Below are 25044 nucleotides of genomic sequence, written 5' to 3' on the forward strand. Positions count from 1 at the left end.
TGCACTTAAGAGCCCTTTATGTAAAACCCTACCCATATGAGTGGATTGTTGAGAAACTCAAGACATGAAGAAAGCAATGCCGCATTCGTCTCGCGATGACCTCATGTTCGAGGCCGCCTACCTCTACTACATGGAGGGCCTCACCCAACAGGCCATCGGCACACGCCTGGGATACACCCGCTGGACGATCGGCCGCCTCATCGACGAGGCACGCCAAACCGGGCTCGTCACCATCACGATCAACCACCCGCGCATCCAGACCCACCACCTCGAGATGCAAATCGCCGAGCAGCTGGGACTCAAGCGCGCGATCGTCGTGCCGTCGAAGAACGGCGACGGGCGCCAGGTGGTGGCCCGCGCCACCGCCCAGTTCCTCATGAGCCGCGCGCCCATCCGCTCCCTCGCCGTGGCCTGGGGGCGCACGATGACCGCGCTCGCCACCGCGCTGCCCGAGCACTGGTCACCCGGCATCCGCGTCTACCAAACGAACGGCGGGCCCACCCACCACGGCGACAACGAGGTCTCATCCTCCATCTCCGCCATGGCACGCAAGGCCCCCGGCACCGCGTTCACGCTCCCGGCCCCCACGATCATCGGCAACCCGGACCTCGGCCCGCAGCTCATGGCCGAACCCTCCATCACCCGGATCTTCGAGGGCGCCGCCGGAGCGGACCTCGTCGTCTACTCCCCCGGCACGGTCTCCAAGGAGTCCGTGCTGGTCGAATCGGGATTCATCCCGGAAGAGACCATCGACATGCTGCGGCGCAAGGGCTCGGTGGGAGACATCCTCTCCCACTACGTCGACGCCGACGGGAACCCCATCTCCGCCCAGCTCGAACGGCGCACGATCGCCTACCCGCTACGCAACCTCGCCCAGGCCCACCTCTCGGTGGCGGTGGCCGGCGAGGTGGAGAAGGCGCCCGCCATGGTGGCGGCCGCCCGCGCCAAGCTTGCCCAAATATTCATTATCGACACCTACACGGCCGAGGCAATCTTGGCCTACACCTCGAAGGAGAACTAAATGGCAACCATCGCAATTCTCGGCGCCGGCATCATGGCCACCGCCCTCACCTTCCCGCTCACGGAGAACGGCCACAAGGTCAACCTCGTTGGCACCCACCTCGATCGTGACATCATCGAGTCGATCCAGACCACGGGCGTCCACCCCGACCTCGACCTCAAGGTCAACGACAAGGTGGTGGCTTACCAGCTCGAGGACGCCGAGGCCGCCTTCGAGGGCGCCGACGTGGCGATGTCCGGCGTCAACTCCTTCGGCGTGCGCTGGGCGGGCGAGCGCCTGGCCAAGCTGGTGAGGCCCGGCATGAAGGTCCTCAACGTCACCAAGGGCATGGAGGCCGACGACGACGGCACGCTCCACCTACTCCCGGACGTGCTGCGCTCCTACTTCGACGAGGACCTGGCCAACTCCGTGACCTGGAACGCGATTGTGGGCCCGTCGATCGCGGGCGAGGTGGCCGTCCACCACGACACGTGCGTCATCTTCGCCGGCGAGGACCAGGACTCGCTCGACTACCTGGCCGACCTGTTCCGCACGGACTACTACCACGTGTGGACCTCCACCGACTTCCGCGGGTGCGAGATCGGCGCCGCCACGAAGAACATCTACGCCTTCGCCGCCGGCCTCGGCGCCGGGCTCCTGCGCAAGGAAGGCAAGCAGGATGACCGCTACGTGCGCTTCAACTACAACGCGGCCGTGTTCGGCCAGGGCCAGACCGAGCTTCGCCAGTTCATGACCCTGCTTGGCGGCAAGCCCGAGACGGCCGACGGCCTGGCGGGCGTGGGCGACATGTATGTCACCTCCGCCGGCGGACGCAACGTCAAGGCGGGCACGTTCGTGGGTGAGGGCGTCCCGTTCTCCGAGGTGCGCGACTCACTGATGAAGGGCGTGACTCTCGAGGGCGTCCAGGCGATCCGCGTGATCGGCGGCGCGCTTGAGCCGCTCACCGAGCGCGGCGTGATCAAGCCCGAGGACTTCCCGCTATGCCGCTACCTCTACCAGATCATCGAGAAGGATGCCCCGCTCGACATGCCGTGGGAGAAGTTCTTCGGCGGTATGAAGTAATCAGGTGCCAATCGGCGCAAATTGCGCCCGCGTGAGCCCGGCCAGATCGGCCGGGCTCATTGCTACCGACAGGGTGCGCTTGCCCGCCGAGACGACGAAGCGATCCAAAGTCTGCGCCGAGGAATCGATCCACGTGGGCAACTGGCGGTTCTGCCCGAGCGGCGAGATCCCGCCCGTGACGTACCCGGTGAGTTTTTCGGCGTCGTGCGGAGCAATCATCGCAGCGGACTTGCCGCCCGCGGCCTTCGCCAGCGCCTTGAGGCTCAACCGCCCCGACGCGGGCACGACGGCGACCACGGGGTGGCCATCCACACTCACCATGAGCGTCTTGAAGATCATGTGCGGGTCAATCCCGAGCACGCGCGAGGTGTCGAGCGCGTAACCGCCGTCCATCTGCTCCGAGTGCTCGTACTCGATGAGCTCGTAGTCCACGCCGGCCCAGTTCAGGGCCTGGAGCGCCCGGGTTGCACCTTTGTTCTTCGCCATAACACCATCCTATGGGCGCGGGCCCTGCCGAGTGGCAGGGCCCGCGTGTCGGTCAACCGCAATCACATCCGTAGCTGCGCATCGAATGCCTTCTTCGCGGCCTTGATCACCCGGTTGCGCACCTGGGCGATCTCCTCGGCAGGCAGGGTGTGATCCCCACGGAAGCGGAGGGCGAAGGCGAGGGACTTCTTACCCTCGTCGATCTGGTCGCCGGTGTAAACGTCGAAGAGGCGGATCTCCTCAAGGATCTCCCCCGCCGCCTCAGCCAGCACCTTTTCCACCTCCGCGGCCGTCACCTGCTCATCGACCACGAGGGCGAAGTCCTCCTTGGCCACCGGATGGGTGAAGACGGGCCCCACCGTGATCGGATCACCGCCACGCGCCTCGATGAGCGCATCCAGGTCGAATTCGAAGGCCACCGTGCGGGCGGGCAGCTCGAAGGCCTTGCACACGCGCGGGTCCAGCTCGCCCGCATACCCGATCACGGCCCCGCCCACGGCGAGCTCGGCACACCGGCCCGGGTGGAATGGCGCGTACTCGGCATTCGCGACCCCGAGCGTGAGATCGATCGTGCGGGCGGCGGTCTTGACCGCCTCCACCGCGTCGCGCCAGTTCCAGGTCTGGGCCGGCAGATCCGCCGCAGCCTGGGTGACCGCCGGGATTGCCACGCCCGCCACGTGATGCGGCTGGGCCGGGATCGAGGCGAGGAGCGCCTCCAGCGCCTCGGGATCGGGCCGCTTGCCCACGCCCGGATTCGCCGCCAGCGCAATGCCGGTGGGCCGCGTGACAACCCCGGCCTCGAACACCGCCACGGTCGGGTTGCCGCGCGCCACGTTCATGCGCGCAGTCTCCAACAACGAATCAAGGAGCGAGGTGCGCATGTAAGGAGCCTCCTCCTGCAGCGGGTTGGCCAGCCGGATCGCGAGCCGGCGATCGTCGTCGTCAGCAATGCCCTGCTTCGCAAACGCCTCGGCGGAGACGAACGGGTAGGACAGCACCTCGGTCCAGCCGGCCTCGGCGAGCGCACGGCTAATGTCGCGGCGGTGGCGCTGGGCCGGGCGCAGGCCCGCACCTGCGGGTGCGGTCGGCAACCAGGACGGGATCTCGTCATAGCCCACCAGCCGGGCCACTTCCTCGACCAGGTGCGCCGGGCCCGTGAGATCCGGTCGCCACGTGGGCGGGGTGACCAACAGGGCGTCGTCGCCCGACACGGCGCAACCGATCTGCTCGAGGATCTCCACGATCCGCTCGCGGCCGAGGTCGAGGCCCGTGAGGCGGGCGACCTCGAAGATGTCGAAGGTGAGCGGCTCGGGCAGAGTAGTCTGATCGTAATCCGAGTTCGCCTCATCGATCCTCCCGCCGCCGAACTCCACGAGGAGCTCGGCCACGCGCTGGGCGGCAACGCCGGCCACACGCGGGTCCACGCCACGCTCGAAACGCTTGGAGGCCTCCGAGGGCAACTTATGCTTGCGGGCCATTCGCGCCACGGAGACGGGATCGAAGTGGGCCGCCTCGATGAGGACGTTCGTGGTCGCATCCGTGATCTCCGTGTCCAGGCCGCCCATCGTGCCGGCCAGGCCGATCACGCGCGCCCCGCGCCCGCCCTCGGAATCGGTAATGAGCAGATCGTCCCCGCCGAGCGCGCGCTCCACGCCGTCCAGCGTGACAAGGGTTTCGCCGTCGTTGGCCCGCCGCACCACGATCGGGGCCACGAGCGTGTCGAGGTCGTAGGCGTGTAGCGGCTGGCCGAGGTCGAGCATGACGTAGTTAGTCACGTCCACCGCCAGCGAGATCGAGCGCATGCCCGCAGCCAACAGACGCTCCTGCATCCACGCCGGCGAGGCGGCCTGCGGTTTGATCCCCCGCACGATGCGCGTAACGAAGCGGTCACAGCCCGGAACGCCGTGGATCGGCGCCGCGTCGTCCACCTCCACCAGGAAGCCGTCCTCCGTGGGTGTCGGCAGCGGGGCGGAAAGGTTTTCCTCGAGCCCCAGGTCGGTGAAGCGGGCACCCGTGGAGTGGGCGAACTCGCGGGCCACGCCGCGCATGGCGAAGCAGTAGCCGCGGTCCGGGGTCACGTTGATCTCCAGCACCTCGCCGGCGAGGCCAAGGTAGTCGAGCACGTCCTCACCCACCGCCGGGATGCCGCGCTCGGCGGCCTCCTCCGGGCTGGAGGCGAGCACGATAATGCCGTCGTGATCCTCGCCCAGGCCCAGCTCGGCCTTCGAGCAGATCATGCCGTCCGAGACGTGCCCGTACGTCTTACGCGCCGCGATGCGGAAATCACCCGGCAATACGGCGCCCGGAAGCGAGACCACCACGTAATCGCCCTCGACGAAGTTGTGAGCGCCGCAAATAATGCCGCGCGAGGCCAGTTCCGAGGGCTCCTTGCCCTCGCCCGGGGCGTCGTTATGCGCGCCCACGTCCACGCGGCAGTAGTTGATGAGCTTGCCGTTCTTCTGCTCGTTCTTCTCCAGCGTCAGCACGCGCCCGACGACGATCGGCCCGGTCACGTCCGGGCGGTGGATTTCCTCTTCCTCCAGGCCCACACGCACCAGGTCAGCTGCGAGCTGCTCGGCCGTGAGGCCGGCCGGGACCTCAACGTGGTCGGAGAGCCAATCAATATCGATCCTCGGCATTAGTTGCCCCTTCCGGTCGCGGCGAACTGGGCGGAGAAGCGCACGTCGCCCTCCACCATGTCGCGCATGTCGTCGATGGAGTTGCGCAGCATGAGCGTGCGCTCGATGCCCATGCCGAAGGCGAAGCCCGTGTAGAGGTCCGGGTCAATACCCGCGTTGCGCAGCACCTCCGGGTTGACCATGCCGCAGCCACCCCACTCGATCCAGCCCGGGCCGCCCTTCTTCTGCGGGAACCACAGGTCCATCTCCGCGCTCGGCTCGGTGAACGGGAAGAACGACGGGCGCAGGCGCGTGCGCGCCTCCGGGCCGAACATGCCCTTGGCGAAGTGATCGAGCGTGCCCTTGAGATGCTCCATCGTCAGACCCTTGTCCACCGCCAGGCCCTCGATCTGGTGGAAGACCGGGGTGTGGGTGGCATCGAGGGCATCGGTGCGGAAGACCTTGCCCGGGCACACCACGTAGATCGGCGGCTCACCGCGGTCCAGCATAACGTGGGACTGCACCGGCGAGGTGTGCGTGCGCAGCACCAGACCCGTAGCATCCGCCACCTTCTCCTCGCCGGCCGCTCCCACGCGCTCCACGCTGCGCACATAGAACGTGTCCTGCATCTGGCGTGCCGGATGATCCGGGCCGAAGTTCAGCGCGTCGAAGTTAAACCACTCGTTTTCCACCTCGGGGCCCTCGGCCACCTCCCAGCCCATGGCCACGAAGAGGTCGCAGATGTCCTCCATGAGCACGGGCAGCGGGTGGCGGGCACCCAGCGGCGCGCGCCTGGTCGGCACCGTGACGTCCACACGCTCCTCGCGCAGCACGCGCTCCTGGTCGGCCGCCTCCAGACGCGCGGCCGCCACGGCCAACGCCGCCTGAATGTCTTTGCGGGCCGCGCCCATGAGCTTGCCGGCCACCGGCTTGTCGGCCTTATCCAGGTTGCGAATCTGCATATTCGCGTGCGTGATCGGCGCGTTGTCTCCGCTGTGGGCCAGGCGCGCCGCCTTCAATTCATCGAGGCTCGACGCACGTGCGAATGCGTCTCGCGCATCGGCCACCGCCTGCGCGATCCCGGCCTCGTCGAGTGGACTGAGAGTCATGTCTACCTTTCCTTGCCCCCGCAGGCGCGGGTTTACGCTCCAAGTCTAATCATTGAGCCAGCCCGGGGCGATTTCGGTCTACTGTGGCCCGCGCAACGACGCCGTCGCCCAACTCACGTCCGCGCGATCGGCCCGCTCCAGGTCCCGAGCTCCGCCACCTCGGTGCGCTCCCAACCCCGGTCGTGCGCCACGGCGTCGGCAAGCTCCTGCGCCCACACCGCATACCACGGGCTGTTGGGGTGGAAGAGGTCGATCGCATGGTAGGAAAACAGGTAGGTGGCCATCGGCAGGCTCTGAGAGATACTGCGGATGTCGATGACGCGGTGAGACTCGAGCCGATCGATGCTGGCCGAGAACTCCTCCGCCCGCGCGTCGGCCGTCATCACCCCGAACGAGGGGATATTCATGACGAACGAGCCGGCGGGCAGCTCGCCCTCCAGACGCTCGACGTAAGCGGCAAACTCATCCTGGCTCAGCCACGGCTGGAGCACGTCGTTGCCGCCGATGTCGAGGCTGACGACGTCAGGGCGCAACGGCTCGCCCGCCACCTTGAGCCCGCGCAACTGCGGTAGCTGGGTACCGAGCACCGACTGGATCGTGCCGCCCGAGAGCGACAGGTTAAGCAGCACGACCTCGCGCCCGCTCATCTCCTCCAGCGCCCGCGCGAACCGGGGCACGTAGCCCTCCTGAACCACCCGGGCGCCCAGGCCCTGGGCCGCCGAATCCCCGAGCGCCACGTAGATGAGTGGCATCTCGCCGCCCACCTGCGCGATCTGGTCAAGGCGGGCCAGTTCAGCCTGGAGGTGGCGCTCCCAATACCGGCGGAAAGGCGAGTTCTGCTTCGCCACTCCCCGGCGGCGCACCATCCCGGCCATCACTCCCAGCGCGACCACTCCTGCAATCTTGCCCTTCAGCGCGTCGACCTTCCCCTCACTAGCTGGTCCGGCCATGGGATCTCCACATCCAGCACCTTCGCCCAGTGTCGCGGCACGTACGGGTCATGGAGCCCCACGCGTCCCACGTAGACCACGTCCGCCTCTTCTTCATAGACGACGACGTCGGCCTGCGTGGCGTTCGTGATCTGCCCGGCGGCGCCCACCACGGCGCCCGTCTCCTCCCGGATCCGGCGGGCGAAAGGGACCTGGTATCCCGGGCCGGCGGGGATCTTAACGGGGAAGCAACCGCCCGTGCTCACGGACCAGAAATCGACGTCGGGAAGCTCGCGCACCAGCCGGATCGAATCCTGCAGCGTCCACCCGTAGCTGCCGTCCACCTCCTCGAAGTTCTCCGCCAGCCAGTCGGTGGCCGAGATCCGCACGAAGAGCGGCACGTCGCCGATCACCGCACGCACCGCGCGCACAACCTCGCGCAGGAGGCGCGTGCGGCCCTCGAAGTCTCCGCCCCAGGCGTCCTCGCGATGATTCGATATCGGGGAGAGGAACTGGTGAATGAGGTAGCCGTGGGCGGCATGGATCTCGATCGCCTGGAAGCCGGACTCCACCGCCAGGTTCGCCGAGCAGGCGAACTGGGCAATAACGGCCTGGATCTCGGCCTCCGTCATCTCCCGCGGAGCGGGCAGGCCCTCGAACGCAATCGCGCTGGGCCCCACGGTCTCCCACGCCTCCTCGGGCGGTAACGCGCCACCACCGAGCCCACCCCGCGTGGAGGCCTTGCGGCCCGCGTGGTTGAGCTGGATCGCGGCCACCCCGCCGTGCTGGGTGATGACCCGGGCGATGTGCCGGAAGGCCGGCACATCCGCCTCATCATCCAGGCACAGGCACTTGTTCGAGATGCGCCCCACCGGGGTGACCGCCGTTGCCTCCACCGTGATGAGGCCAAAGCCGCCCACAGAGCGGGAGGCGTAGTGCTGGTAGTGCCAGTCGTTCGGCCGACCCAGCCACTCCCCCGACTCCCCCGCGCAATATTGGCACATCGGCGGCAGCCAGATCCGGTTGCGGACCTGCAACCCGCGTAACTCGATGGGATCGAAAAGACTCACTAAATCTCCTCCGGCACCATGGAGATCGCTCCACACGGGCATTCCTCGGCACACACGCCGCAGCCCTTGCAGTAATCGTACTTGAACTCATACACGCCGGAGGCAATCTTCGTGACCGCGTTATCCGGGCACACGCCGAAGCAGTTGTCACACCCGAAGCAGTTGCCGCAACTCATGCAACGCCGCGCCTCGTAGATCGCCGACTCCTCGTCCAGGCCGATCACCACCTCGTCGAAGGTGGAGGAGCGCCGGGCGCCCTCGAGGCGCTTGCGCATCTTGTGCGGGGCGTCAGAGTAGTACCAGGTCTCCATCCGATCGAGCGTGGCGTCCCCGTGCTTGTCCGCCGGGGCGTACGTGCCACCCCTCAGCCAGGAGTCGATGTAGCGGGCGGCCTTCTTGCCGTGCCCGATCGCCACGGTCACGTTCTTCTCCGCCTTGATCATGTCGCCACCGGCGAAGACACCCGGGCGGCCCGTCATCATCTGGCCAGAAACCGTGACGACGCCGTCGTTGATCTCCACGCCCTCCACTCCCTCGAGGAGCGTGAGGTCGGACTGCTGGCCAAGCGCCATGATGAGCGAATCGGCGGCCAGCTCCTCGTACTCGCCGGTGGGCTGGGGGAAGCCGTTCTCGTCCAGGGCCATCTTCTCGATCTTGATCGAGCCGGCATCCACGTGGTCCACTGTGGACAGCCAGCGCATCGTGATGCCCTCCTCCTCGGCCTCCTGGACCTCCGAATCATGGGCCGGCATCCGATCGCGCGTGCGGCGGTAGAGAATGACCGACTCGGTGGCGCCCAGGCGCTTGGCCGTACGGGCGGCGTCCACAGCCGTATTGCCGCCACCGTAGACCACCACCACGCGGCCGAGGAGTGGCTGGCTAGCATTCGCCGCGAAGCCGTCCTCCTCCACGTCGCGCAGCACGTCCACCGCGTCCATCACGTGCGAGGCCGACCCGGCGGGCACGTTGATGTTCTTCCCGATCTGGGCGCCCACCGCAGTGAAGACCGCGTCGAAGTCGGCAAGTGCGGCCTCGACGTCGTCGACCCGCGTGTTTTGCTCGAAGGTGACGCCCATGTCGGCAATCCGCTGGATCTCCGCGTCGAGGATATTGCGCGGGAGGCGGTAGGACGGGATGCCATAGCGCATCATGCCGCCCGGCTTCTCACCCAAGTCCCGCACCGTGACCTCATGGCCGAGCAGGGCGAGGTGGTAGGCGGCCGACAGCCCCGCCGGGCCCGAGCCGACCACCAGGACCTTCTTTCCCGACGGCGCGGCGGCAACCTCAACCTTCCAGCCCTCCTCGATCGCCTTGTCACCAAGGAAGCGCTCAACCGAGTTGATGCCCACCGCCTCGTCCACCTGGGCGCGGTTACACGCCACCTGGCAAGAGTGGTAGCACACGCGGCCCATGCAGGCGGGAAGCGGGTTGTTGACCATGATCTCGCGCCAGGCCGCCTCGTAGTCGCCTTCCTCGGTGTGGTAGAGCCACTTTTGGATGTTCTCCCCCGCCGGGCACTGCTTGTTACACGGAGGCAGGAGGTTGACGTAGACCGGCCGCTCCGAACGCCACGTGCCCGTGCGATTCGCCGCCGAGGAGCCCACCTCGAGGGTGATCGCAAACGGCAGGTTTTCCTTCTCGTCTCGCAGCGATGTCATGATTCGTCTCCCTCGTACTTGACAAACTCATCCAACGACTCGTCATCGATCAGGTCATAGCTCCTGATATTGCGGTCCGCCATTTCCTGGATCCGACGAATCACCTCCGGGTCCGCGCCCTTCTTGAATAGGTGGGCGAAGCGGCGCTGGAGGCGCAGGTAGTCCTCCACGGGCGCCGGGCGGCGGATCTTCGACACGGACGTGATCTCGCCATACTCGGCCTCGTAGACCGGAAACAGGCCAGTCTGGGTGGCCAGGCGCGCCACCTTGACCGTAACTCCGGAGGCGGTGCCCCAGCCGAGCGGGCACGGCACGAAGATGTGGATGTAGCGCGCGCCGTGCATACCCATCGCCTTCGTCACCTTGTACTCGAGATCGCGCAGGTCAGCCACCGTGGCGGTGGCGACGTAGGGGATCTCGTGCGCCATCGCAATGCGCGGCAAGTCCTTGCCCTGGCCCCAGGTATTGCCCGGCTCCGGGCCGACGGGCTGGGTGGTGGACGTGCGGGCCGTGGGCGGGGTGGCGCCCGATCGCTGCACGCCCGTGTTCATGTAGGCCTCGTTGTCGTAGCAAATGTAGAGCACGTCGTCGTTACGCTCGAACATGCCCGACAGGGGGCCGAAGCCGATGTCCACCGTGCCGCCGTCGCCGCCCTGGGCCACCACCCGCACGTCCGACTTGCCCATCGCCTTCAGGCCGGCGGCCGCACCGGTGGCAACGGCAGCCGTGTTGCCGAACAGCGAGTGCATCCACGGCAGGTTCCACGAGGTTTCGGGATACGGGGTGGAGAAGACCTCAAGACAGCCCGTGGCGTTGATGGCTACCACGTGGTTGTCGGTGGCCGCCATCGCCGCATCGAGGGCGTAGCGGGCGCCGAGCGCTTCGCCGCAGCCCTGGCAGGCGCGGTGACCCGAGGTCAGGGAGTTGAAGCGGTTCGGTCCGGATTGGACCGACTGGTACTGCCCGTCCACCAACCGGTTGCCCACCGCGAAGGATCCGACCTGGTAGAACTTGACCTCTTCGCGGGAGGGGATCGCCGTCTGGCGGTACTCCGGGCTTGGCAAATCAACGGATGTCATCGTGACCTTCTTCCTGTGCCCGCTCCGCGTAGTGGCGGATCATGTTTTCCGGAATCGCGCCGGATCTGCGCATCTTCGCCTCGCGCTCCAGTTCGTGCTCCACGAGCTCCGTGTCGAGGTCGAGGAACGTCAGGTGCTCCACCTCGTCACGCACCGCCTTGTCCAGGTAGGCGTTGAGCGAAGCGATCGTGATGTCGCGCCCGCCCAGGCCCGCGATCAGTTCGTGGCAGGTGAAGTGCAGCCCGCGCATGGCCGCCCGGCAGTGGGAGGAGACGATGCCGCCGATGCCCACCGAGAACGCCTTCTCCAGCACCACGAAGCGCTTGGCGTTCTTCAACACCTCGCGCACCGCCGCCGACGGGAACGGACGGAAGGACACGAGCGAGAGCACGCCGATCTTCTCCCCCGCCTCGCGCCGCATGTCGACGACGTCGCGCAGCGTGCCCGTGACCGAACCGAGGCAGACGACGATCGTTTCCGCGTCCTCGCACTTGTACTCGTGCAGCAACCCGCCCGAATCGCGGCCGAAGATCTCCTTGAACTCGGCCTGGATGCGCGGCATGAGCTCGAGCGCGTCAAGCTGCTTGTGGTGGGCGAGGTAGCGCACCTCGGTGAAGGCCTCCGGACCCACCATCGCGCCGATCGAGATCGGATCGGCCGGGTCGAGCACCTGGCGCGGCTCGTAGGGCGGCAGGAAGCGATCCACCTGTTCCAGCTCGGGGATGTCCACCTGCTCCACGGCGTGGGTCAGAATGAAGCCGTCCATACACACCATCACCGGCAGCGAGAGCTCCTCGGCGATCCGGAAGGCCTGTACGTGCAGGTCCGCCGCTTCCTGGTTGTCCTTCGCGTACAGCTGCAGCCAGCCAGAATCGCGCTGGGACATCGCGTCCGAGTGGTCGTTCCAGATGTTGATCGGCGAGCCGATTGCGCGGTTGGCCACTGTCATAACGATCGGCAGGCCCAGTCCGGAGGCATTGTAGACCGCCTCGACCATGTAGAGCAGGCCCTGGGAGGCGGTGGCGGTGTAGGCACGGGCGCCCACGGCCGAAGCTCCGATGGAGGCCGACATGGCCGAGAACTCCGACTCGACGTTGATGTACTCACAGTTCTCAAGCTCGCCCTTCTTCACCATCGCCGACAGGCCCTCCACGATGTGGGTCTGGGGTGAGATGGGGTAGGCGGCGACGACGTTGGGCCGGCACGCGGCCACGGTCTGGGCGATCGCCTGCGATCCCTCAATTTGCTTCAGCATTGAGCGCCTCCTTCTTAGCTAGCACCAGGTCATATGCCTCCTGGGCGGCGGCCACGTTCATCTCTCCTACCCGCCCGGGGAAGCGCTCAGAGATCGCCTTGGCCACCGACTCCATCTTGTACAGGCCGGTCAGCGCCGCGGCCGCGCCGAGGAGCACGGCGTTAGGGACGGTGCGCCCGGTGTGTTTGCGCGCGATGTCCGCGGCCGGGATCGTCATGAAGTGGCCCTGCGGCATCTCGGCCTGACGCTCGGTGAGCCCAAGCTCCGCGCTGCGCTTGGAGGAATTGATGAGCACGTAGCCACGCGGGTTCAGCCCCGAAAACACATCGACAATGCCAAGCAGCGTGGGATCTTGCACGATGAGCAGATCCGGATGAAGCACGGGTTCGCGAGTGCGGATCTCTTCCTCACGGACCCGGCAGTAGGCGACGACGGGCGCGCCGGTGCGCTCGGATCCAAACGAAGGGAATGCCTGGGCGTGACGACCCTCGGCGAACGCGGCCATTGCAACGAGGTCAGAGGCGGTCACCACGCCTTGGCCGCCTCGCCCATGGATGCGAATTTCTACCATGACACCGATCATAGTTCTGGCGTGGTAAGGACGAGCCCGGCATTAGGTAAGACTTGAATTAGCTAATTTTTACAGACACTGAAATAGGGACGGCGCACCCGGCCGCGGGGACCTTCGTCCCTTAAAGCGTTCTTTCTCAGCGGGCCTCGGCCGCACGCTGCGCCAGTGCGCTGGCGTACAGGCACAGCGAGCTCGCCACGCCCGCGTTCAGCGATTCCGCCGCGCCCCACATGGGAATTCGCACCCTATGGTCAGCCAGCTCCAGTTGGGCGGGCGTGAACCCGTGGGCCTCGTTACCCACCAGCCACATCGTGGGGGACGCAAGATCTAGGACCTGCGACCCGGCGCCGTCCACCCGTGAAAAATCGCCCGGGCACACCATGGCCTGTGCCAAATCGCGCTCCCCACTCCCGTCCGCGCACAGCACCTGGATGCCGGCCGCGCGCGCCGCTCCGACCGCCTCCTGCACGGCCACCGAGAGGATCGGCAGGTGGAAAACCGACCCTGCTGAGGAGCGGATCACCTTGGGGTTGAACAGCTCCACTGAGCCCGGGCCGAGCAGCACGGCGTCAGCGCCCGCGGCGTCGGCGGTGCGGATGACCGTGCCGAGGTTGCCCGGGTCGGCCGACTCCGCCAGGCACACCAGCAACCGCGGCGCACGCCCAAGCACGTCGGCCAACGACGGCTGGCCGGGCACGTCCGCCACCGCGAGCCAGCCCTGGGCCGACGTCGACAGGCGCGCGAAGTCCGCCTCGGACAGCACGTGCGTGTACGGATCGACCCGTTGGGCGAGCGAGTCGAGGTCAGGGTGACGAGCGAGGCCCTCCTCCGTGACGTACAGGTCGCGAAGCTCCGGGCGCGCAAGCACCTCGCGCACCGCCTGCGGGCCCTCCACGAGGATCTGGCCGTAGCGCTCCCGGTTCCTGCGCGACTGCAGGCCGGCAACCTTCTTCGCCTGGCCCGTTAGGCCCTCGAAGCGGCGCGGCACCTACGCTCCCCTCACCGCGGAATACCGCGGGGCGTTCAAGTCCTTTTCCGAGATCATCGCCCGGTTATCGACGTCGACCGGGATCGGCCACTCGATGCCCAGCTCCGGATCAAGCGGGGCCAGCGCCGAGCCCGGCATCCCCGCCGTCCACTCCCGGTCGAAGAAGTAGAGGTACTCCGACTCCTCCAGCGCCTGGAAGCCGTTGCATACGCCCTGCGGGACCAGCACCATCGTGCCCGGGGTGATCTCCACGGTCACCACCTGGCCCCGCGTGGCCGAGCCCTCGCGGATGTCCACGTAGGCGCCGAAGACCCGCCCGAAGACCACCGTGACCAGCTTCGTCATCGCCTCCGCGTGAAGGCCGCGCACGGCCCCCTTGTGCGTGAGCGTGTTGTTCGCCTGGGCAAACGAGCTCACCAGCCCGCGCTCCTCCAGCCAGGACCTGCGCACTAGCTCACGGATCGTGCCGCGTTCGTCCGTGACCTGCTTCGGCGTGATGACGTAAAGGCCCTCAATGGCCGTGGCCTGCATGGCCGGTTCAATAATTTCCACGGTTCCTCCGTTTTTCCTTCATGGTACCAGCGCAAAATCAGTGAAGCGGGCCCCGAAAACCTCGGGGCCCGCCACAATGAGTGCGTTACTTGTTCGCCGGAGCGTTCACGTCCGCCGGAAGGGCGGCCTTGGCGGCGTCGACAAGCGCCTTGAAGGCGGCCGGGTCATTCACCGCGAGCTCGGCGAGCATGCGGCGATCAACCTCAATGCCGGCCAGCGACAGGCCCTGCATGAAGCGCGAGTAGACCATGCCCTCGGCGCGGCACGCAGCGTTGATGCGCTGGATCCACAGCTTGCGGAACTCATTCTTGCGCACCTTGCGGTCGCGGTAGTTGTAGACGAATGAGTGGGTAACCTGCTCCTTGGCCTTGCGGTACAGGCGCGAGCGCTGGCCGCGGTAGCCCTTGGCGCGCTCAAGCGTGGTACGGCGGGACTTCTTGGAGTTCAGTGCATTCTTTACGCGAGCCATCTCTACTCCTTACATGCCAAGAAGGCGCTTGGTGGGCTTGACGTCGGCCTGGGCCACCGGCTGGTCCGAGGACAGGCGGCGGGTACGACGCGAGGACTTGTGCTCGAGAAGGTGGCGCTTGCCCGCCTGCTCGCGCATGAGCTTGCCGCTACCGGTGACGCGGAAGCGCTTCTTAGCACCCGAGTGGGTCTTCATCTTAGGCATTATTCGTATTCTTTCTTGACTAGTTCGCTGCCGTCTCAGCCTGCTCATCGGAGGCGGCATCCTGCCGGGCGCGGCGCGAATCGGCGCGGTGAGCTGCGCGCTCTGCCTCACGCCTGCGGCGCTGGTCGGACTTGGCCTGCGACTTGCGACGAATAGGAGCAAGCACCATCACCATGTTGCGACCATCGACGCGAGGGGCAGACTCCACGGTGGAGTTTTCCTCAGTGTCGTTCGCAATACGCTCCATGAGGCGCACACCCATCTCCGGACGCAGCTGCTCGCGGCCCTTGAAGCGAAGCTGGATCTTGACCTTGTCTCCCCCATCAAGGAATTTCTTGATGGCCGAGACCTTCGTGTCGTAATCGTGCTTGTCAATCTTCAGGCTCAGGCGAATCTCCTTGAGTTGGGTATTGGCCTGATTGCGGCGAGCTTCGCGCTTCTTCTGCGCGGCTTCGTACTTGAACTTGCCGTAGTCCATCAGCTTGGCCACTGGCGGATTGGCGTTGGGTGCCACCTCAACAAGATCGAGATTAGCTTCCTGGGCGAGGCGCAGGGCATCCTTAACGCGAACGACGCCGACCTGTTCACCGCCCGGCCCGACTAGACGTACCTCGGAAACGGTAATTCGATCGTTGATTCTTGGCTCGTTGATAACGGTTCCTCTTCTTACTTCGACGTGCAATGCGCACGGAGTATCCCGAGGAAAAGGGGCATACGCCCACCTTCACCAAAAACCCGGCCCCCTGTGGGAACTCGAGGTGGGATTTCTCCGCTTGCATCCCGGCATTCGCCGGTGGTGGTCGCCTAGTAGTGTATCAGGGGCCGCCACGCGCCGCTATATCCGCTCACGCTACGCGCCCCGTGAGCTTGCCCACCTAAGCTCCCGCAAAGAACGGCCGGATCTCCACCACGTCCAGGCGCGACTTGACGTACGGGTCGCTTCCCATCGCCGCGGCCACGGTGTGGGCGATGTTGACGACCTTATCCCGGTCCACGGGCGGGATAAGGTAGAGCACGACGACGGCCGAGCCGTTCTGCCCCGGCTGGACCCCGATCTTCTCCAGGCCCGGCAGATAGCCGTCAATCCCAAGCGTGATCCTGCGGGGGATCTCCGGGTCGTCCCAGGGCGCCACCCACGGGGTATTGCTGGCGAGCGCGGCGGTGGCGCTGCGCCCCAGCCAGGTCTGGTCCTTGCCCGGGTCGAGCACAAGCACGCCGTCGGCTCGTTCCAGAGCCGCCGAGGCGACCTTCGCCACTTCAACCGGCACGGGACGGGCCTCATCGTTCCACGCACGCAAGGCTGAGGCCGAGGAGAAGATCGGCAGGGCCTGCCGCCCACCCGGAAACTCCACGCGCACCAGGTCGTCGTCCGGGCACTCGAGCGGATCGGTGGGGGCCGGCGCGTGGGCGGCGATCCCGGCGCCGTCGCGGCCCGGGTGCGCGTGCGGGAGGACGGGCACGATCACCCGGCCGAGCGCGGCCACAATCGCCGCTACGCGGGCGTGCTCGGGTTCGGCGTAGGCCGCGGCGAGCTCGGGGGTGATGGAGCCGTCGTCGTCGGCAAAGGGGTTGGGCGAAAGGATGCGGCGTAGGTCGGCCATCTACCGCTCGCCCGCAATCTCCAGCGCCTGCGGCAGGGTGAACGCCCCGGCGTAGAGCGCCTTGCCCACGATCGCGCCCTCCACGCCGAGCTCCACCAGCTCGCGCAACGCCGCGATGTCATCCAGGTTCGACACGCCGCCGGAGGCGACCACCGGGCGATCCGTGGCCTCACACACCTTGCGCAGCAGCTCGAGGTTCGGGCCCTCGAGCATCCCGTCGCGCGTGACGTCGGTGACGACGTAGCGGGCGCACCCGTCGTCGTTGAGGCGGGCGAGCACCTCCCACAGGTTGCCCCCGTCGCGCGTCCAGCCGCGGGCCGAGAGCACGTCCCCGCGTACGTCCAACCCCACAGCCACGCGCTCACCGTACTCGGCGATCGCGCGCTTGGTCCACTCCGGGTCCTCCAGCGCGGCCGTGCCCAGGTTGACGCGGGTGGCGCCGGCCTCGATGGCACGGGCGAGCGAGGCGTCGTCGCGAATGCCGCCCGACAGCTCAATCTTCACGTCCTTCTGCTCACCCACGATCCGGGACAGCAGCTCGTGGTTGGAGCCGCGCCCGAAGGCCGCGTCGAGGTCCACCAGGTGGATCCACTCCGCGCCCTGATCGACGAAGAGGGCCACGGCGTCGGCCGGATCGCCGTACTCCTGCTCGGTGCCAGCCTTGCCCTGGTTGAGGCGCACGGCCTTGCCGTTGACGACGTCGACGGCGGGGAGAAGTTCGAGTTTAGACATGGCTACCTTTCATATCGAGCCAGTTGCGCAGGAGGCGCAACCCGGCGTCGGCGGACTTTTCGGGATGGAACTGGGTGGCGGTCAGCGGGCCGTTCTCGACCGCGGCGACGAAGCGCGCGCCGTGCTCGGCGAAGGTGACCAGCGGCGGGGCGAAGTGCCCGCCGGCCAGCTCGGCCGCCGGGTCGGACATGACGGCGTAGGAGTGGACGAAGTAAAAGCGCTCGTTCTCAATCCCGTCAAACAGTGCCGAACCCTCGGGCACCTCCACCTTGGACCAGCCCATGTGCGGCACGATCGGAGCCGGTAGCAAGTCCACGCTCCCCGGCCACTGGGCGAGACCGCGCGCTCCCCCGTGCTCGGCGGAGTGATCGAACATGATCTGAAGGCCCACGCAGATGCCGAGCACGGGCCGCCCACCGGCGAGCCTGCGCTCGATGATCCGGTCAGCTCCCGCCGCGCGAACCTTATCCATGACGGCGGCCATCGCGCCCACGCCCGGCACCACCAGGCCGTCGGCGTCCTCAAGGATGGCCGGCTCGGTGGTGAGCTCCACGCGCGCGCCCACCTTCTCCAGGGCGCGCACCACCGAGCGCACGTTGCCGCCCGTGTCGAGGACCGCGATCATCGCACGCCCTCGCCGTCGGAGTCGTCGGCGGCATCGATCTTAGGCGCCCCACCGAGGATGCGCTCGACGTCGGCCAGGCTCAGGTCCATCGAGGAGATGCCCTCACCCGCCGCGCCGTTGATGACCAGGCTCTGCACCTTCGGGTCGAGCGTGTTGAGCAAGATTCCGGCCTGGACCTCCTCACCGCGTAGGCCGCCCAGGTAGCGCACGCCGGTTACCATGCCGGACAGACCGGCCTCGGAGCCGACGTCGTCGCCCAGCTCGGCCGTCAGCAGCACCACGCCGAACTCGGATAGCGCCGAGAGCGGGCCGGCGAGGTTATCCGGGTCGTCAGCGACGTTGGCGGGCTCGCCCTGCGCGGGCTCGGGCTCCCCGCCGAGGAGCTCGGCGATGTCCCAGTCGGTGAAGGCGGGCACGGCCACGTCATGTACCACGCACACGCCTGAGTTCGTGGCGATCACCCGGGCATCCAGCCCGCGCAGGCGCAGGATGCCGGCCACGATGTCGGGCTGGCCGAAGGGGGTGAGGACGACGAATCGGCGCGAGCTCACAGGGCCCCCTTGGTGGAGGGCACGCCGCTCACGCGCGGATCGGGCTCCACGGCGGCGCGCAGCGCCCGGGCCAGCGCCTTGAACTGGGCCTCGACGATGTGGTGCGGGTCGCGCCCGTAGAGCAGCTCCACGTGCAGGCAGATGCCGGCGTTCATCGCGAAGGACTCGAACACGTGGCGCGTCATCGCGCCCGTGAAGTGCCCTCCAATGAGGTGGTACTCCTGGCCCGCGGGCTCGCCACGGTGCACGACGTACGGCCGGCCCGACACGTCCACCACGGCCCGAGCGAGCGACTCGTCAAGCGGCACCACGGCGTCGCCGAAACGGCCGATCCCGCTCTTATCCCCCAGCGCCTGGCGCAGCGCCTGGCCGAGACAGATCGCGGTGTCCTCCACGGTGTGGTGCACGTCGACCTCCACGTCCCCGCGCGCCTCGACGTCGATGTCGATGAGCGAGTGCTTGGACAGGGCGGTGAGAATGTGGTCGTAGAACGGGACGCCCGTGTCGATGTGGGACGTGCCCGTCCCGTCCAGGTCAATTTTCACCCGGATCGAGGATTCGGACGTGGTACGCTCCACCATTCCTTGGCGAGTCATCGTGCCTCCTTCAGTGCCTCAACAAAAGCAGCGTTCTCCTTCGGCTGCCCCACCGTCACGCGAAGCCAGCCGGCCGGTCCGACCTCGCGGATCAAGACGCCCCGGTCCACAAGGCGCTGCCACACGGCGTGCCGGTCTTCAAAGGTACCAAACATGACGAAGTTTGCATCCGAGTCCGCCACCTGCAAACCCATCTGGCGAAGCTCGGCGGCCAGCGCGTCGCGGTCGGCGCGGATCTGGCCCACCTGCTCCATGAGCAAGGCGCGGTGGGCGAGCGCGGCGCGGGCGGCAGCCTGGCTCACAGCTGACAGGTGGTAGGGCAGGCGCACGATCCGCACCATGTCCACGATCTCGCGGCTGGCGGCCATGTATCCGAGGCGCAGGCCGGCCGCCCCGAAAGCCTTCGACATCGTGCGCGTCACCACCAGGTTCGGGTAGCGCCCCAGCAGCTCGAGGGCGCTCGGCACGCCGTCGCGCCGAAATTCCCCGTAGGCTTCATCCACGACGACGACGCTCGCCGCGCCCTCCGGCCCCGATTGCGCGCTCGCCTCGAGGATGGCACGGAGGTCGGCAGGGTCGAGCGCGGTGCCCGTAGGGTTGTTGGGCGAGGCCAGCAACACGACGGCCGGGCGGTAGACCTGCAGTTGCGCGGGCACGGCGGCCACGTCGATCGCGAAGTCCGCTCCCCGCTCCACAGCGACGAAGCGGCCGTAGACGTTACGGGTGTACTCGGGGTACATGGAATACGACGGGGTGAAGGTCAGCACCGTGCGGCTCGGGCCGGCAAACGCGGTGAGCAACTGAGCCATAACCTCGTTCGAGCCGTTCGCCGCCCACACCTGTTCCGGCGCGAGCCTCACGCCCGATTCGGCAGCCAAGTAGCCGGCGAGATCGGCTCGCAGGGCGAAGGCCTCGCGGTCCGGGTAGCGGTTGAGAGACGCGGTGGCCTCGGCCACGCGCACGGCGATCTCCGCCACCACCTCGGGCGCCGGCGGGTAAGGGTTTTCGTTCGTGTTGAGCACCACCGGCAACTCCATCTGGGGAGCGCCGTAGGGCACCTCGCCCACGAACTCGGGGCGCAGCGGCAGCTTCATGAGAGCCTCACCTTCAGAGCGTCGGCGTGGGCGGGCAGGTCCTCGTCCAGCGCGAGCGCCGTGAGCGGCCCGGCCATGGAGGCCATCGCATCCCGCTCGTACTCGATCTCCTGGACGGGCTTGATGTAGGCGAACACGTTGAGCCCCGCCGCGAAGCGGGCGGTGCCGCCCGTGGGCAGCACGTGGTTGGAGCCGGCCATGTAGTCCCCAAGCGGCACCGGCGAGTACGGGCCCACGAAGATCGCCCCGGCGTTGCGGATGCGGCCGGCCACCTCCCGGGCGTTCGCCGTCTGGATCTCGAGGTGCTCGGCCCCGTAGGCGTCGGCCACCCGCACGGCGGCCGCCATGTCATCCACCAACACGATCCCGGACTGGGGGCCGCGCAGCGCGGTGTCCACCCGCTCGGCGTGCTTCGTCGCAGCCGCCTGGGCCGCGAGCTCGGCCTCGCAGGCGTCGGCGAAGTCCTCGGAGTCCGTGATGAGCACGGAGGCGGCGGCCGGGTCGTGCTCGGCCTGGGACAGGAGGTCTGCGGCCACGTAGCGCGGGTTGGCACCGGCGTCAGCAATGATCGCGATCTCGGTGGTGCCGGCCTCGGCGTCGATGCCCACCACCCCATGGACGGCACGCTTGGCGGCGGCCACGAAGATGTTGCCAGGTCCCGTCACAACGTCGACCGCCTCGCACAGCACCGGCCCGTCGGCCTCCTCGGATCCGGCGGCGCCGTAGGCGAACATGGCGATCGCCTGGGCCCCGCCCACGGCGTAGACCTCGGTGATGCCGAGCAGCTTGCACGCAGCGAGGATCGTAGGGTGGGGCAGGCCACCGTACTCCTTCTGCGGCGGCGAGGCCAGCGCGATCTGCGACACGCCCGCCACTTGCGCGGCCACCGCGTTGTGGATGACGGAGGAGGGGTAGACAGCCAGCCCGCCGGGCACGTACAGGCCCACGCGCTCCACCGGGATCCAGCGCTGGCGGACCACGCCACCCGGCACAATCACCGTCTGCGCCGGGGTGGGTAGCTGAGCGCGGTGGCCGGCCCGGTTATGCTCGATCGACAGCTCGAGAGCGTGGCGCAGTTCGGGCATGAGCCGGGCTTCGGCGTCGTCGATCGTCTCCTGCGGCACGCGCAGGCTCTCGGGGCGCACGCCGTCGAAACGCTCGGCCAGGTCGCGTAACGCGGCCGCGCCCTCGCGCCTCACCCGTTCGATGATCGGGCGCACGGCCTCAAGCGCGGCGTCGATGTCCACGCTCGCCCGCGGAAGGCTCGCGGCCAGCTCCGCCCGCGTGAGGTTGCGCCCACGAAAATCAAGTCGTTGTAGCATGCGGCCAGTGTACGCCGTGAGCACCGCAAACGCCTGGCCCGCCCACCTATCGGGAGCCCGGCCCCGGGGGCGTCACTCCCCCGCCACCGCGTCGACCGCGCCGCCGAAACGCCGCTCGCGCCCGGCGAATCGATCGAGGCAGGCGCGCAACGAATGCTGGTCAAAGTCCGGCCACGGCTCGTCCACGAACATCATCTCCGCGTACGGGGACTCCCAGAGGAGGAAGTTCGACGTGCGTTGCTCACCGCCGGTGCGAATGAAGAGGTCAACGTCGGGAAGGTCGGGCTGGTACATGTAGCGCCCGAGCAGCTCCGGGGTGACCTGGTGGGGCTCGACCACCCCGCGCCGCACGTCGTAGGCCAGCTCCATCGCGGCGTCCGCGATCTCGTTGCGCCCGCCGTAGTTACAGCAGAAGTTGAGGATCATCGTGTCGCAGTCGGCCGTGTAGCGCTCGGCCGCCTGAAGTTCGTTGATGACCGAGCGCCACAGCCGTGGCTGGCGCCCCGACCACACCACCTTCACGCCCCACGAGCGCAACTCCTCGCGGCGGCGGCGAATGACGTCGCGCGAATAGTTCATGAGGAAGGCGATCTCGCGAGGGGAGCGCCGCCAATTCTCCGTGGAAAAGGCGTAGACGGACAGCACCTCGACCCCGGCCTCAATCGCGCCGGAGATCACGTCCATGAGCGCGTCCTCGCCCGCCCGGTGGCCCTCCGTGCGCGGCAGACCCCGGGCGTTCGCCCATCGCCCGTTGCCGTCCATGACAATCGCCACGTGCCTCGCCTCAGCCATGGCCTCCCCCTTCCGCGCCCACCAGCGCAAGCGACTTCATCTTCGATTCCAGCTGCCACTGCACGAACGCGCCGATGAGGGCTGCCGCTTGACGACGCGCGGCGCTCCCCGAGGCGTCCGCGATCGACCAGTCCCCCACGCTCAGCGCACCGATGAGCTGCCAGGCCTCCACCGACGGGATCGTGGCGCCCGGCGGCCGGCAGTCGTCGCACACCGCCCCGCCGCTGTGGACGTGGAAGGCCTCGTGCGGGCCGGGCGCGCCGCACTTGGCGCACTCGAAGACCGCCAGCTCCCAGCCCGACAGCGACATCGCGCGCAGCATGTAGGAGTGCAGCACGAGCGTCGGCGCGTGGGCGCCGGTCGCTAGCGCGTGGAGCGCCCCGTGGAGGAGGGAGAACTGTGCGGGTTCGGGGTGGTCGTCGGTCAGGCGGTCGGCAAGTTCAAGCATGGCGGAGGCACACGTGTACGCGTCGTATTCTGCGACGAGGGTGCGCCCGTACTGGTTGCGGGATTCGACCTGGGTGATCGTATCGAGGGTGCGGCCGCGGTAGAGCTGGACGTCGATCATGGAGAAGGGCTCCACGCGCGCCCCGAAGCGGGACTTGGTACGCCGCACGCCCTTGGCCACCGCCCGGATCTTGCCGTTGTGGCGGGAGAGCATCGTGATGATGCGATCGGCTTCGCCCAGGTCATGGCAGCGAAGCACGATCGCATCGTCACGGTAGGTCTTCATGCGCCCCATTATAGGGGCCCGGGCCGCCGCTCTAGCGCAGGGCGCGGTTGACGGCAGACACGATGGCCTTGAAGGCGGCGGTGACGGTGGACGGGTCGAGGCCCACGCCCCACATCACCTGGCCGCCGATCTCGCACTCGACGTACGAGGCGGCCGTGGCGTCCCCGCCCGACGACAGGGCGTGCTCGGCGTAGTCAAGCACCCCGACGTCGATGCCGAGCTTGGCGAGCGCGGCCGTGAAGGCGTCGATCGGGCCGTTACCGGTGGCAGCCACCGTGGACTCGCTCACCTCATCGCCGTCGCGTTCGGACAGCGTGACGGTGAGGACGGTCTGGTGGCCCTCGTCCGCCGTCGTGACCGTAGTGCCGCGCAGGGAGTAGCGGCCCCAGGGGCGCAGGCCCTCGGCCGCGGTGTAGGGCAGGTACTCGTCCACGAAGATCTTCCACAGCTCGTCGGCCGTGACCTCCCCGCCGATCACGTCCGTGCGGTGCTGGACAAGGTTGGACACCTCCACCTGGAGGCGGCGCGGCAGGTCCAGGTCTCGCGTAGAGGACAGGAGGTAAGCCACCCCGCCCTTGCCGGACTGGGAGTTGACGCGGACCACGGCCTCGTAGGACCGGCCCACGTCCTTCGGATCTATCGGCAGGTAGGGCATCTCCCACAGCACCGCGTTCTCGTCCCCGCCGGCGGCGATAACCTTGCGGGCGCGGGAGGCGAAGCCCTTCTTGATGGCATCCTGGTGGGAGCCGGAGAAGCTGGTGTAAACGAGGTCGCCGCCGTAAGGGGTGCGGGGCGGGACCTCCATCTGGGTGCAGTGTTCAACAGTGCGGCGGATCTCGTCCAGGTTCGACAGGTCGAGCTGGGGGTCGATCCCGTTGGAGAAGAGGTTGAGGGCCACGGTCACCAGGTCCACGTTGCCGGTGCGCTCGCCCTGGCCGAACAGGCATCCCTCCACCCTGTCGACGCCGGCGAGCAGGGCCAACTCGGTGGTGGCCACCCCCGTGCCGCGGTCGTTGTGATTGTGGGCCGACAGGGCGATGTGCTCGCGCCGGGAGAGGTTGCGACTCATCCACTCGATCTGATCGGCGTACACGTTCGGGGTGGAGCGCTCCACGGTGGTAGGCAGGTTGAGGATGATCTCCCGGTCCGGGCCAGGCTGCCACACGTCCATGACCGCCTCGCACACCTCGAGCGCGAAGTCGAGCTCGGTGTCCACGAAGATCTCTGGCGAATACTCCAAGCCCACAATCGTGTGGTCGTCGAAGCTCTTTTCCATGTAGGACACGAGGTCCTGAGAGCCGGCGACGGCGAGCTGCTTGATCTGCTCGCGGTTCATGTTGAACACGACATCGCGGAACACCGGGGCGGTGGCGTTGTAGAGGTGCACGGTAGCACGCGGCAGGCCCTGCAGGGCGTCCACCGTGCGGTGGATAATCTCCGGCCGGCTCTGGGTTAGCACTGAGATCGTCACGTCCTCGGGCACCGCGTCATCCTCCACGAGCGAGCGCACGAAATCGAAGTCCGCCTTCGACGCCGCCGGGAAGCCCACCTCGATCTCTTTCAGCCCGATCGCCACCAGCAGGTCAAACATCTTGCGCTTCTTCGCCGGGTCCATCGGGTCGATAAGCGCCTGGTTGCCGTCACGAAGGTCGGTGGACAGCCAACGCGGGGCCTTCGTGATTCGGTTGTTCGGCCACGTGCGATCCGGAAGGCTCACCGGGTTGGAGTCAAGGAAATGACGGTACTTCGCGATCGGCATCGGGGTGGGTTGCTGCTGCGTTCCAAAGCCTGCTGTTTTCATGGTCTCTCCCAAAGTTGTGTAAACGGTTAGCCAACACGAAAACCCGCGGAGAGGTGTCAGCCAGTGACCTCGCCGCGGCACCTAAGCAGGAGCGTGAACATGGCACTACCCTACCGGCGCCCTACC

26 protein-coding genes are annotated in these 25044 nt (G+C 67.6%); 2 read left to right on the forward strand and 24 right to left on the reverse strand.

Annotated elements, in window-relative coordinates; translation table 11 throughout:
* Positions 1-64: 64 nt before the first annotated feature.
* Both HMPREF3167_RS03660 and HMPREF3167_RS03665 read left to right on the forward strand, forming a co-directional pair.
* Positions 65-1021, forward strand: a complete 957-nt coding sequence (locus HMPREF3167_RS03660; protein WP_083200609.1) for a sugar-binding transcriptional regulator — start codon at positions 65-67, stop codon at positions 1019-1021.
* A complete protein-coding gene (locus HMPREF3167_RS03665) occupies positions 1022-2083 on the forward strand; it encodes an NAD(P)H-dependent glycerol-3-phosphate dehydrogenase (RefSeq protein WP_062613833.1) in 1062 nt (353 codons plus the stop codon).
* Here HMPREF3167_RS03665 and ybaK read toward each other — a convergent pair whose 3' ends face one another.
* The 24 genes from ybaK to leuA form a co-directional block, all read right to left on the reverse strand.
* On the reverse strand, positions 2084-2569 hold the full coding sequence (gene ybaK, locus HMPREF3167_RS03670) for a Cys-tRNA(Pro) deacylase (protein ID WP_070445578.1): 486 nt from the start codon (positions 2567-2569) through the stop codon (positions 2084-2086).
* Between the two features lie 62 nt (positions 2570-2631).
* On the reverse strand, positions 2632-5208 hold the full coding sequence (gene pheT / locus HMPREF3167_RS03675) for a phenylalanine--tRNA ligase subunit beta (protein ID WP_070445580.1): 2577 nt from the start codon (positions 5206-5208) through the stop codon (positions 2632-2634).
* The gene (gene pheS, locus HMPREF3167_RS03680) at positions 5208-6296 is read right to left on the reverse strand and encodes a phenylalanine--tRNA ligase subunit alpha (RefSeq protein ID WP_062613830.1); all 1089 of its coding nucleotides are present in this window, start codon (positions 6294-6296) and stop codon (positions 5208-5210) included. The genes pheT and pheS overlap by 1 nt, the downstream gene beginning before the upstream one ends.
* 113 nt (positions 6297-6409) lie before the next feature.
* On the reverse strand, positions 6410-7246 hold the full coding sequence (locus HMPREF3167_RS03685; protein WP_070445581.1) for an SGNH/GDSL hydrolase family protein: 837 nt from the start codon (positions 7244-7246) through the stop codon (positions 6410-6412).
* On the reverse strand, positions 7207-8295 hold the full coding sequence (locus HMPREF3167_RS03690) for an NADH:flavin oxidoreductase/NADH oxidase (RefSeq protein WP_218837031.1): 1089 nt from the start codon (positions 8293-8295) through the stop codon (positions 7207-7209). The genes HMPREF3167_RS03685 and HMPREF3167_RS03690 overlap by 40 nt, the downstream gene beginning before the upstream one ends.
* Positions 8295-9953 carry an NAD(P)-binding protein gene (locus tag HMPREF3167_RS03695; protein ID WP_070445582.1) on the reverse strand — a complete coding sequence of 553 codons (1659 nt, stop codon included), beginning with the start codon at positions 9951-9953 and terminating at the stop codon, positions 8295-8297. The genes HMPREF3167_RS03690 and HMPREF3167_RS03695 overlap by 1 nt, the downstream gene beginning before the upstream one ends.
* Entirely contained in the window at positions 9950-11032 is a 1083-nt protein-coding gene (locus tag HMPREF3167_RS03700; RefSeq protein ID WP_062613826.1) for a thiamine pyrophosphate-dependent enzyme, read from the reverse strand. The genes HMPREF3167_RS03695 and HMPREF3167_RS03700 overlap by 4 nt, the downstream gene beginning before the upstream one ends.
* Positions 11019-12287 (reverse strand): transketolase C-terminal domain-containing protein, encoded by a 1269-nt coding sequence (locus tag HMPREF3167_RS03705; RefSeq protein ID WP_070445583.1) that lies wholly within the window; start codon positions 12285-12287, stop codon positions 11019-11021. The genes HMPREF3167_RS03700 and HMPREF3167_RS03705 overlap by 14 nt, the downstream gene beginning before the upstream one ends.
* A complete protein-coding gene (locus HMPREF3167_RS03710) occupies positions 12271-12858 on the reverse strand; it encodes a 2-oxoacid:acceptor oxidoreductase family protein (protein ID WP_062613824.1) in 588 nt (195 codons plus the stop codon). The genes HMPREF3167_RS03705 and HMPREF3167_RS03710 overlap by 17 nt, the downstream gene beginning before the upstream one ends.
* A 136-nt stretch (positions 12859-12994) precedes the next feature.
* Positions 12995-13846 carry a TrmH family RNA methyltransferase gene (locus HMPREF3167_RS03715; RefSeq protein ID WP_068538987.1) on the reverse strand — a complete coding sequence of 284 codons (852 nt, stop codon included), beginning with the start codon at positions 13844-13846 and terminating at the stop codon, positions 12995-12997.
* Positions 13847-14398 (reverse strand): dTDP-4-dehydrorhamnose 3,5-epimerase family protein, encoded by a 552-nt coding sequence (locus HMPREF3167_RS03720; protein WP_201783165.1) that lies wholly within the window; start codon positions 14396-14398, stop codon positions 13847-13849. It abuts the gene before it with no gap.
* An 85-nt stretch (positions 14399-14483) separates the two neighbouring features.
* Complete coding sequence (rplT, locus tag HMPREF3167_RS03725; protein WP_062613822.1) at positions 14484-14867, reverse strand: 50S ribosomal protein L20; 384 nt, start codon at positions 14865-14867, stop codon at positions 14484-14486.
* 9 nt (positions 14868-14876) lie between these two features.
* Positions 14877-15071 (reverse strand): 50S ribosomal protein L35, encoded by a 195-nt coding sequence (gene rpmI, locus HMPREF3167_RS03730; RefSeq protein WP_062613821.1) that lies wholly within the window; start codon positions 15069-15071, stop codon positions 14877-14879.
* A 19-nt stretch (positions 15072-15090) separates the two neighbouring features.
* The gene (infC, locus tag HMPREF3167_RS03735) at positions 15091-15753 is read right to left on the reverse strand and encodes a translation initiation factor IF-3 (protein ID WP_201783164.1); all 663 of its coding nucleotides are present in this window, start codon (positions 15751-15753) and stop codon (positions 15091-15093) included.
* A 193-nt stretch (positions 15754-15946) separates the two neighbouring features.
* Positions 15947-16672 (reverse strand): SseB family protein, encoded by a 726-nt coding sequence (locus tag HMPREF3167_RS03740; RefSeq protein WP_062613820.1) that lies wholly within the window; start codon positions 16670-16672, stop codon positions 15947-15949.
* Complete coding sequence (gene priA / locus HMPREF3167_RS03745) at positions 16673-17404, reverse strand: bifunctional 1-(5-phosphoribosyl)-5-((5-phosphoribosylamino)methylideneamino)imidazole-4-carboxamide isomerase/phosphoribosylanthranilate isomerase PriA (RefSeq protein WP_062613819.1); 732 nt, start codon at positions 17402-17404, stop codon at positions 16673-16675. It lies immediately after the preceding gene.
* Positions 17397-18029, reverse strand: a complete 633-nt coding sequence (gene hisH / locus HMPREF3167_RS03750; RefSeq protein ID WP_062613818.1) for an imidazole glycerol phosphate synthase subunit HisH — start codon at positions 18027-18029, stop codon at positions 17397-17399. Before hisH ends, priA begins: the two co-directional genes overlap by 8 nt.
* Entirely contained in the window at positions 18026-18580 is a 555-nt protein-coding gene (locus tag HMPREF3167_RS03755) for a hypothetical protein (protein WP_070445584.1), read from the reverse strand. The genes hisH and HMPREF3167_RS03755 overlap by 4 nt, the downstream gene beginning before the upstream one ends.
* On the reverse strand, positions 18577-19176 hold the full coding sequence (gene hisB, locus HMPREF3167_RS03760; RefSeq protein ID WP_070445585.1) for an imidazoleglycerol-phosphate dehydratase HisB: 600 nt from the start codon (positions 19174-19176) through the stop codon (positions 18577-18579). The genes HMPREF3167_RS03755 and hisB overlap by 4 nt, the downstream gene beginning before the upstream one ends.
* Positions 19173-20270 carry a histidinol-phosphate transaminase gene (locus HMPREF3167_RS03765; protein WP_062613815.1) on the reverse strand — a complete coding sequence of 366 codons (1098 nt, stop codon included), beginning with the start codon at positions 20268-20270 and terminating at the stop codon, positions 19173-19175. The genes hisB and HMPREF3167_RS03765 overlap by 4 nt, the downstream gene beginning before the upstream one ends.
* Positions 20267-21592, reverse strand: coding sequence for a histidinol dehydrogenase (hisD, locus tag HMPREF3167_RS03770; protein ID WP_062613858.1), 1326 nt, complete (start codon positions 21590-21592; stop codon positions 20267-20269). The genes HMPREF3167_RS03765 and hisD overlap by 4 nt, the downstream gene beginning before the upstream one ends.
* A gap of 72 nt (positions 21593-21664) precedes the next feature.
* Entirely contained in the window at positions 21665-22384 is a 720-nt protein-coding gene (gene uppS / locus HMPREF3167_RS03775) for a polyprenyl diphosphate synthase (RefSeq protein WP_082661195.1), read from the reverse strand.
* Positions 22377-23117 (reverse strand): DNA repair protein RecO, encoded by a 741-nt coding sequence (gene recO, locus HMPREF3167_RS03780; protein WP_062613813.1) that lies wholly within the window; start codon positions 23115-23117, stop codon positions 22377-22379. The genes uppS and recO overlap by 8 nt, the downstream gene beginning before the upstream one ends.
* Before the next feature lie 31 nt (positions 23118-23148).
* Positions 23149-24918 (reverse strand): 2-isopropylmalate synthase, encoded by a 1770-nt coding sequence (leuA, locus tag HMPREF3167_RS03785; protein ID WP_062613812.1) that lies wholly within the window; start codon positions 24916-24918, stop codon positions 23149-23151.
* Positions 24919-25044: the final 126 nt, after the last annotated feature.

The organism is Trueperella sp. HMSC08B05 (assembly GCF_001808405.1).
Lineage (GTDB): Bacteria > Actinomycetota > Actinomycetes > Actinomycetales > Actinomycetaceae > Trueperella > Trueperella bernardiae.

Bases quoted from the DNA above. Each gene is read 5' to 3' on its own strand.
- HMPREF3167_RS03660 (WP_083200609.1), top strand. From the start codon at position 65: ATGAAGAAAGCAATGCCGCATTCGTCTCGCGATGACCTCATGTTCGAG.
- HMPREF3167_RS03665 (WP_062613833.1), top strand. From the start codon at position 1,022: ATGGCAACCATCGCAATTCTCGGCGCCGGCATCATGGCCACCGCCCTC.
- ybaK (WP_070445578.1), bottom strand. From the start codon at position 2,569: ATGGCGAAGAACAAAGGTGCAACCCGGGCGCTCCAGGCCCTGAACTGG.
- pheT (WP_070445580.1), bottom strand. From the start codon at position 5,208: ATGCCGAGGATCGATATTGATTGGCTCTCCGACCACGTTGAGGTCCCG.
- pheS (WP_062613830.1), bottom strand. From the start codon at position 6,296: ATGACTCTCAGTCCACTCGACGAGGCCGGGATCGCGCAGGCGGTGGCC.
- HMPREF3167_RS03685 (WP_070445581.1), bottom strand. From the start codon at position 7,246: ATGGCCGGACCAGCTAGTGAGGGGAAGGTCGACGCGCTGAAGGGCAAG.
- HMPREF3167_RS03695 (WP_070445582.1), bottom strand. From the start codon at position 9,953: ATGACATCGCTGCGAGACGAGAAGGAAAACCTGCCGTTTGCGATCACC.
- HMPREF3167_RS03700 (WP_062613826.1), bottom strand. From the start codon at position 11,032: ATGACATCCGTTGATTTGCCAAGCCCGGAGTACCGCCAGACGGCGATC.
- HMPREF3167_RS03705 (WP_070445583.1), bottom strand. From the start codon at position 12,287: ATGCTGAAGCAAATTGAGGGATCGCAGGCGATCGCCCAGACCGTGGCC.
- HMPREF3167_RS03710 (WP_062613824.1), bottom strand. From the start codon at position 12,858: ATGGTAGAAATTCGCATCCATGGGCGAGGCGGCCAAGGCGTGGTGACC.
- rplT (WP_062613822.1), bottom strand. From the start codon at position 14,867: ATGGCTCGCGTAAAGAATGCACTGAACTCCAAGAAGTCCCGCCGTACC.
- rpmI (WP_062613821.1), bottom strand. From the start codon at position 15,071: ATGCCTAAGATGAAGACCCACTCGGGTGCTAAGAAGCGCTTCCGCGTC.
- HMPREF3167_RS03740 (WP_062613820.1), bottom strand. From the start codon at position 16,672: ATGGCCGACCTACGCCGCATCCTTTCGCCCAACCCCTTTGCCGACGAC.
- priA (WP_062613819.1), bottom strand. From the start codon at position 17,404: ATGTCTAAACTCGAACTTCTCCCCGCCGTCGACGTCGTCAACGGCAAG.
- hisH (WP_062613818.1), bottom strand. From the start codon at position 18,029: ATGATCGCGGTCCTCGACACGGGCGGCAACGTGCGCTCGGTGGTGCGC.
- hisB (WP_070445585.1), bottom strand. From the start codon at position 19,176: ATGACTCGCCAAGGAATGGTGGAGCGTACCACGTCCGAATCCTCGATC.
- HMPREF3167_RS03765 (WP_062613815.1), bottom strand. From the start codon at position 20,270: ATGAAGCTGCCGCTGCGCCCCGAGTTCGTGGGCGAGGTGCCCTACGGC.
- hisD (WP_062613858.1), bottom strand. From the start codon at position 21,592: ATGCTACAACGACTTGATTTTCGTGGGCGCAACCTCACGCGGGCGGAG.
- uppS (WP_082661195.1), bottom strand. From the start codon at position 22,384: ATGGCTGAGGCGAGGCACGTGGCGATTGTCATGGACGGCAACGGGCGA.
- recO (WP_062613813.1), bottom strand. From the start codon at position 23,117: ATGAAGACCTACCGTGACGATGCGATCGTGCTTCGCTGCCATGACCTG.
- leuA (WP_062613812.1), bottom strand. From the start codon at position 24,918: ATGAAAACAGCAGGCTTTGGAACGCAGCAGCAACCCACCCCGATGCCG.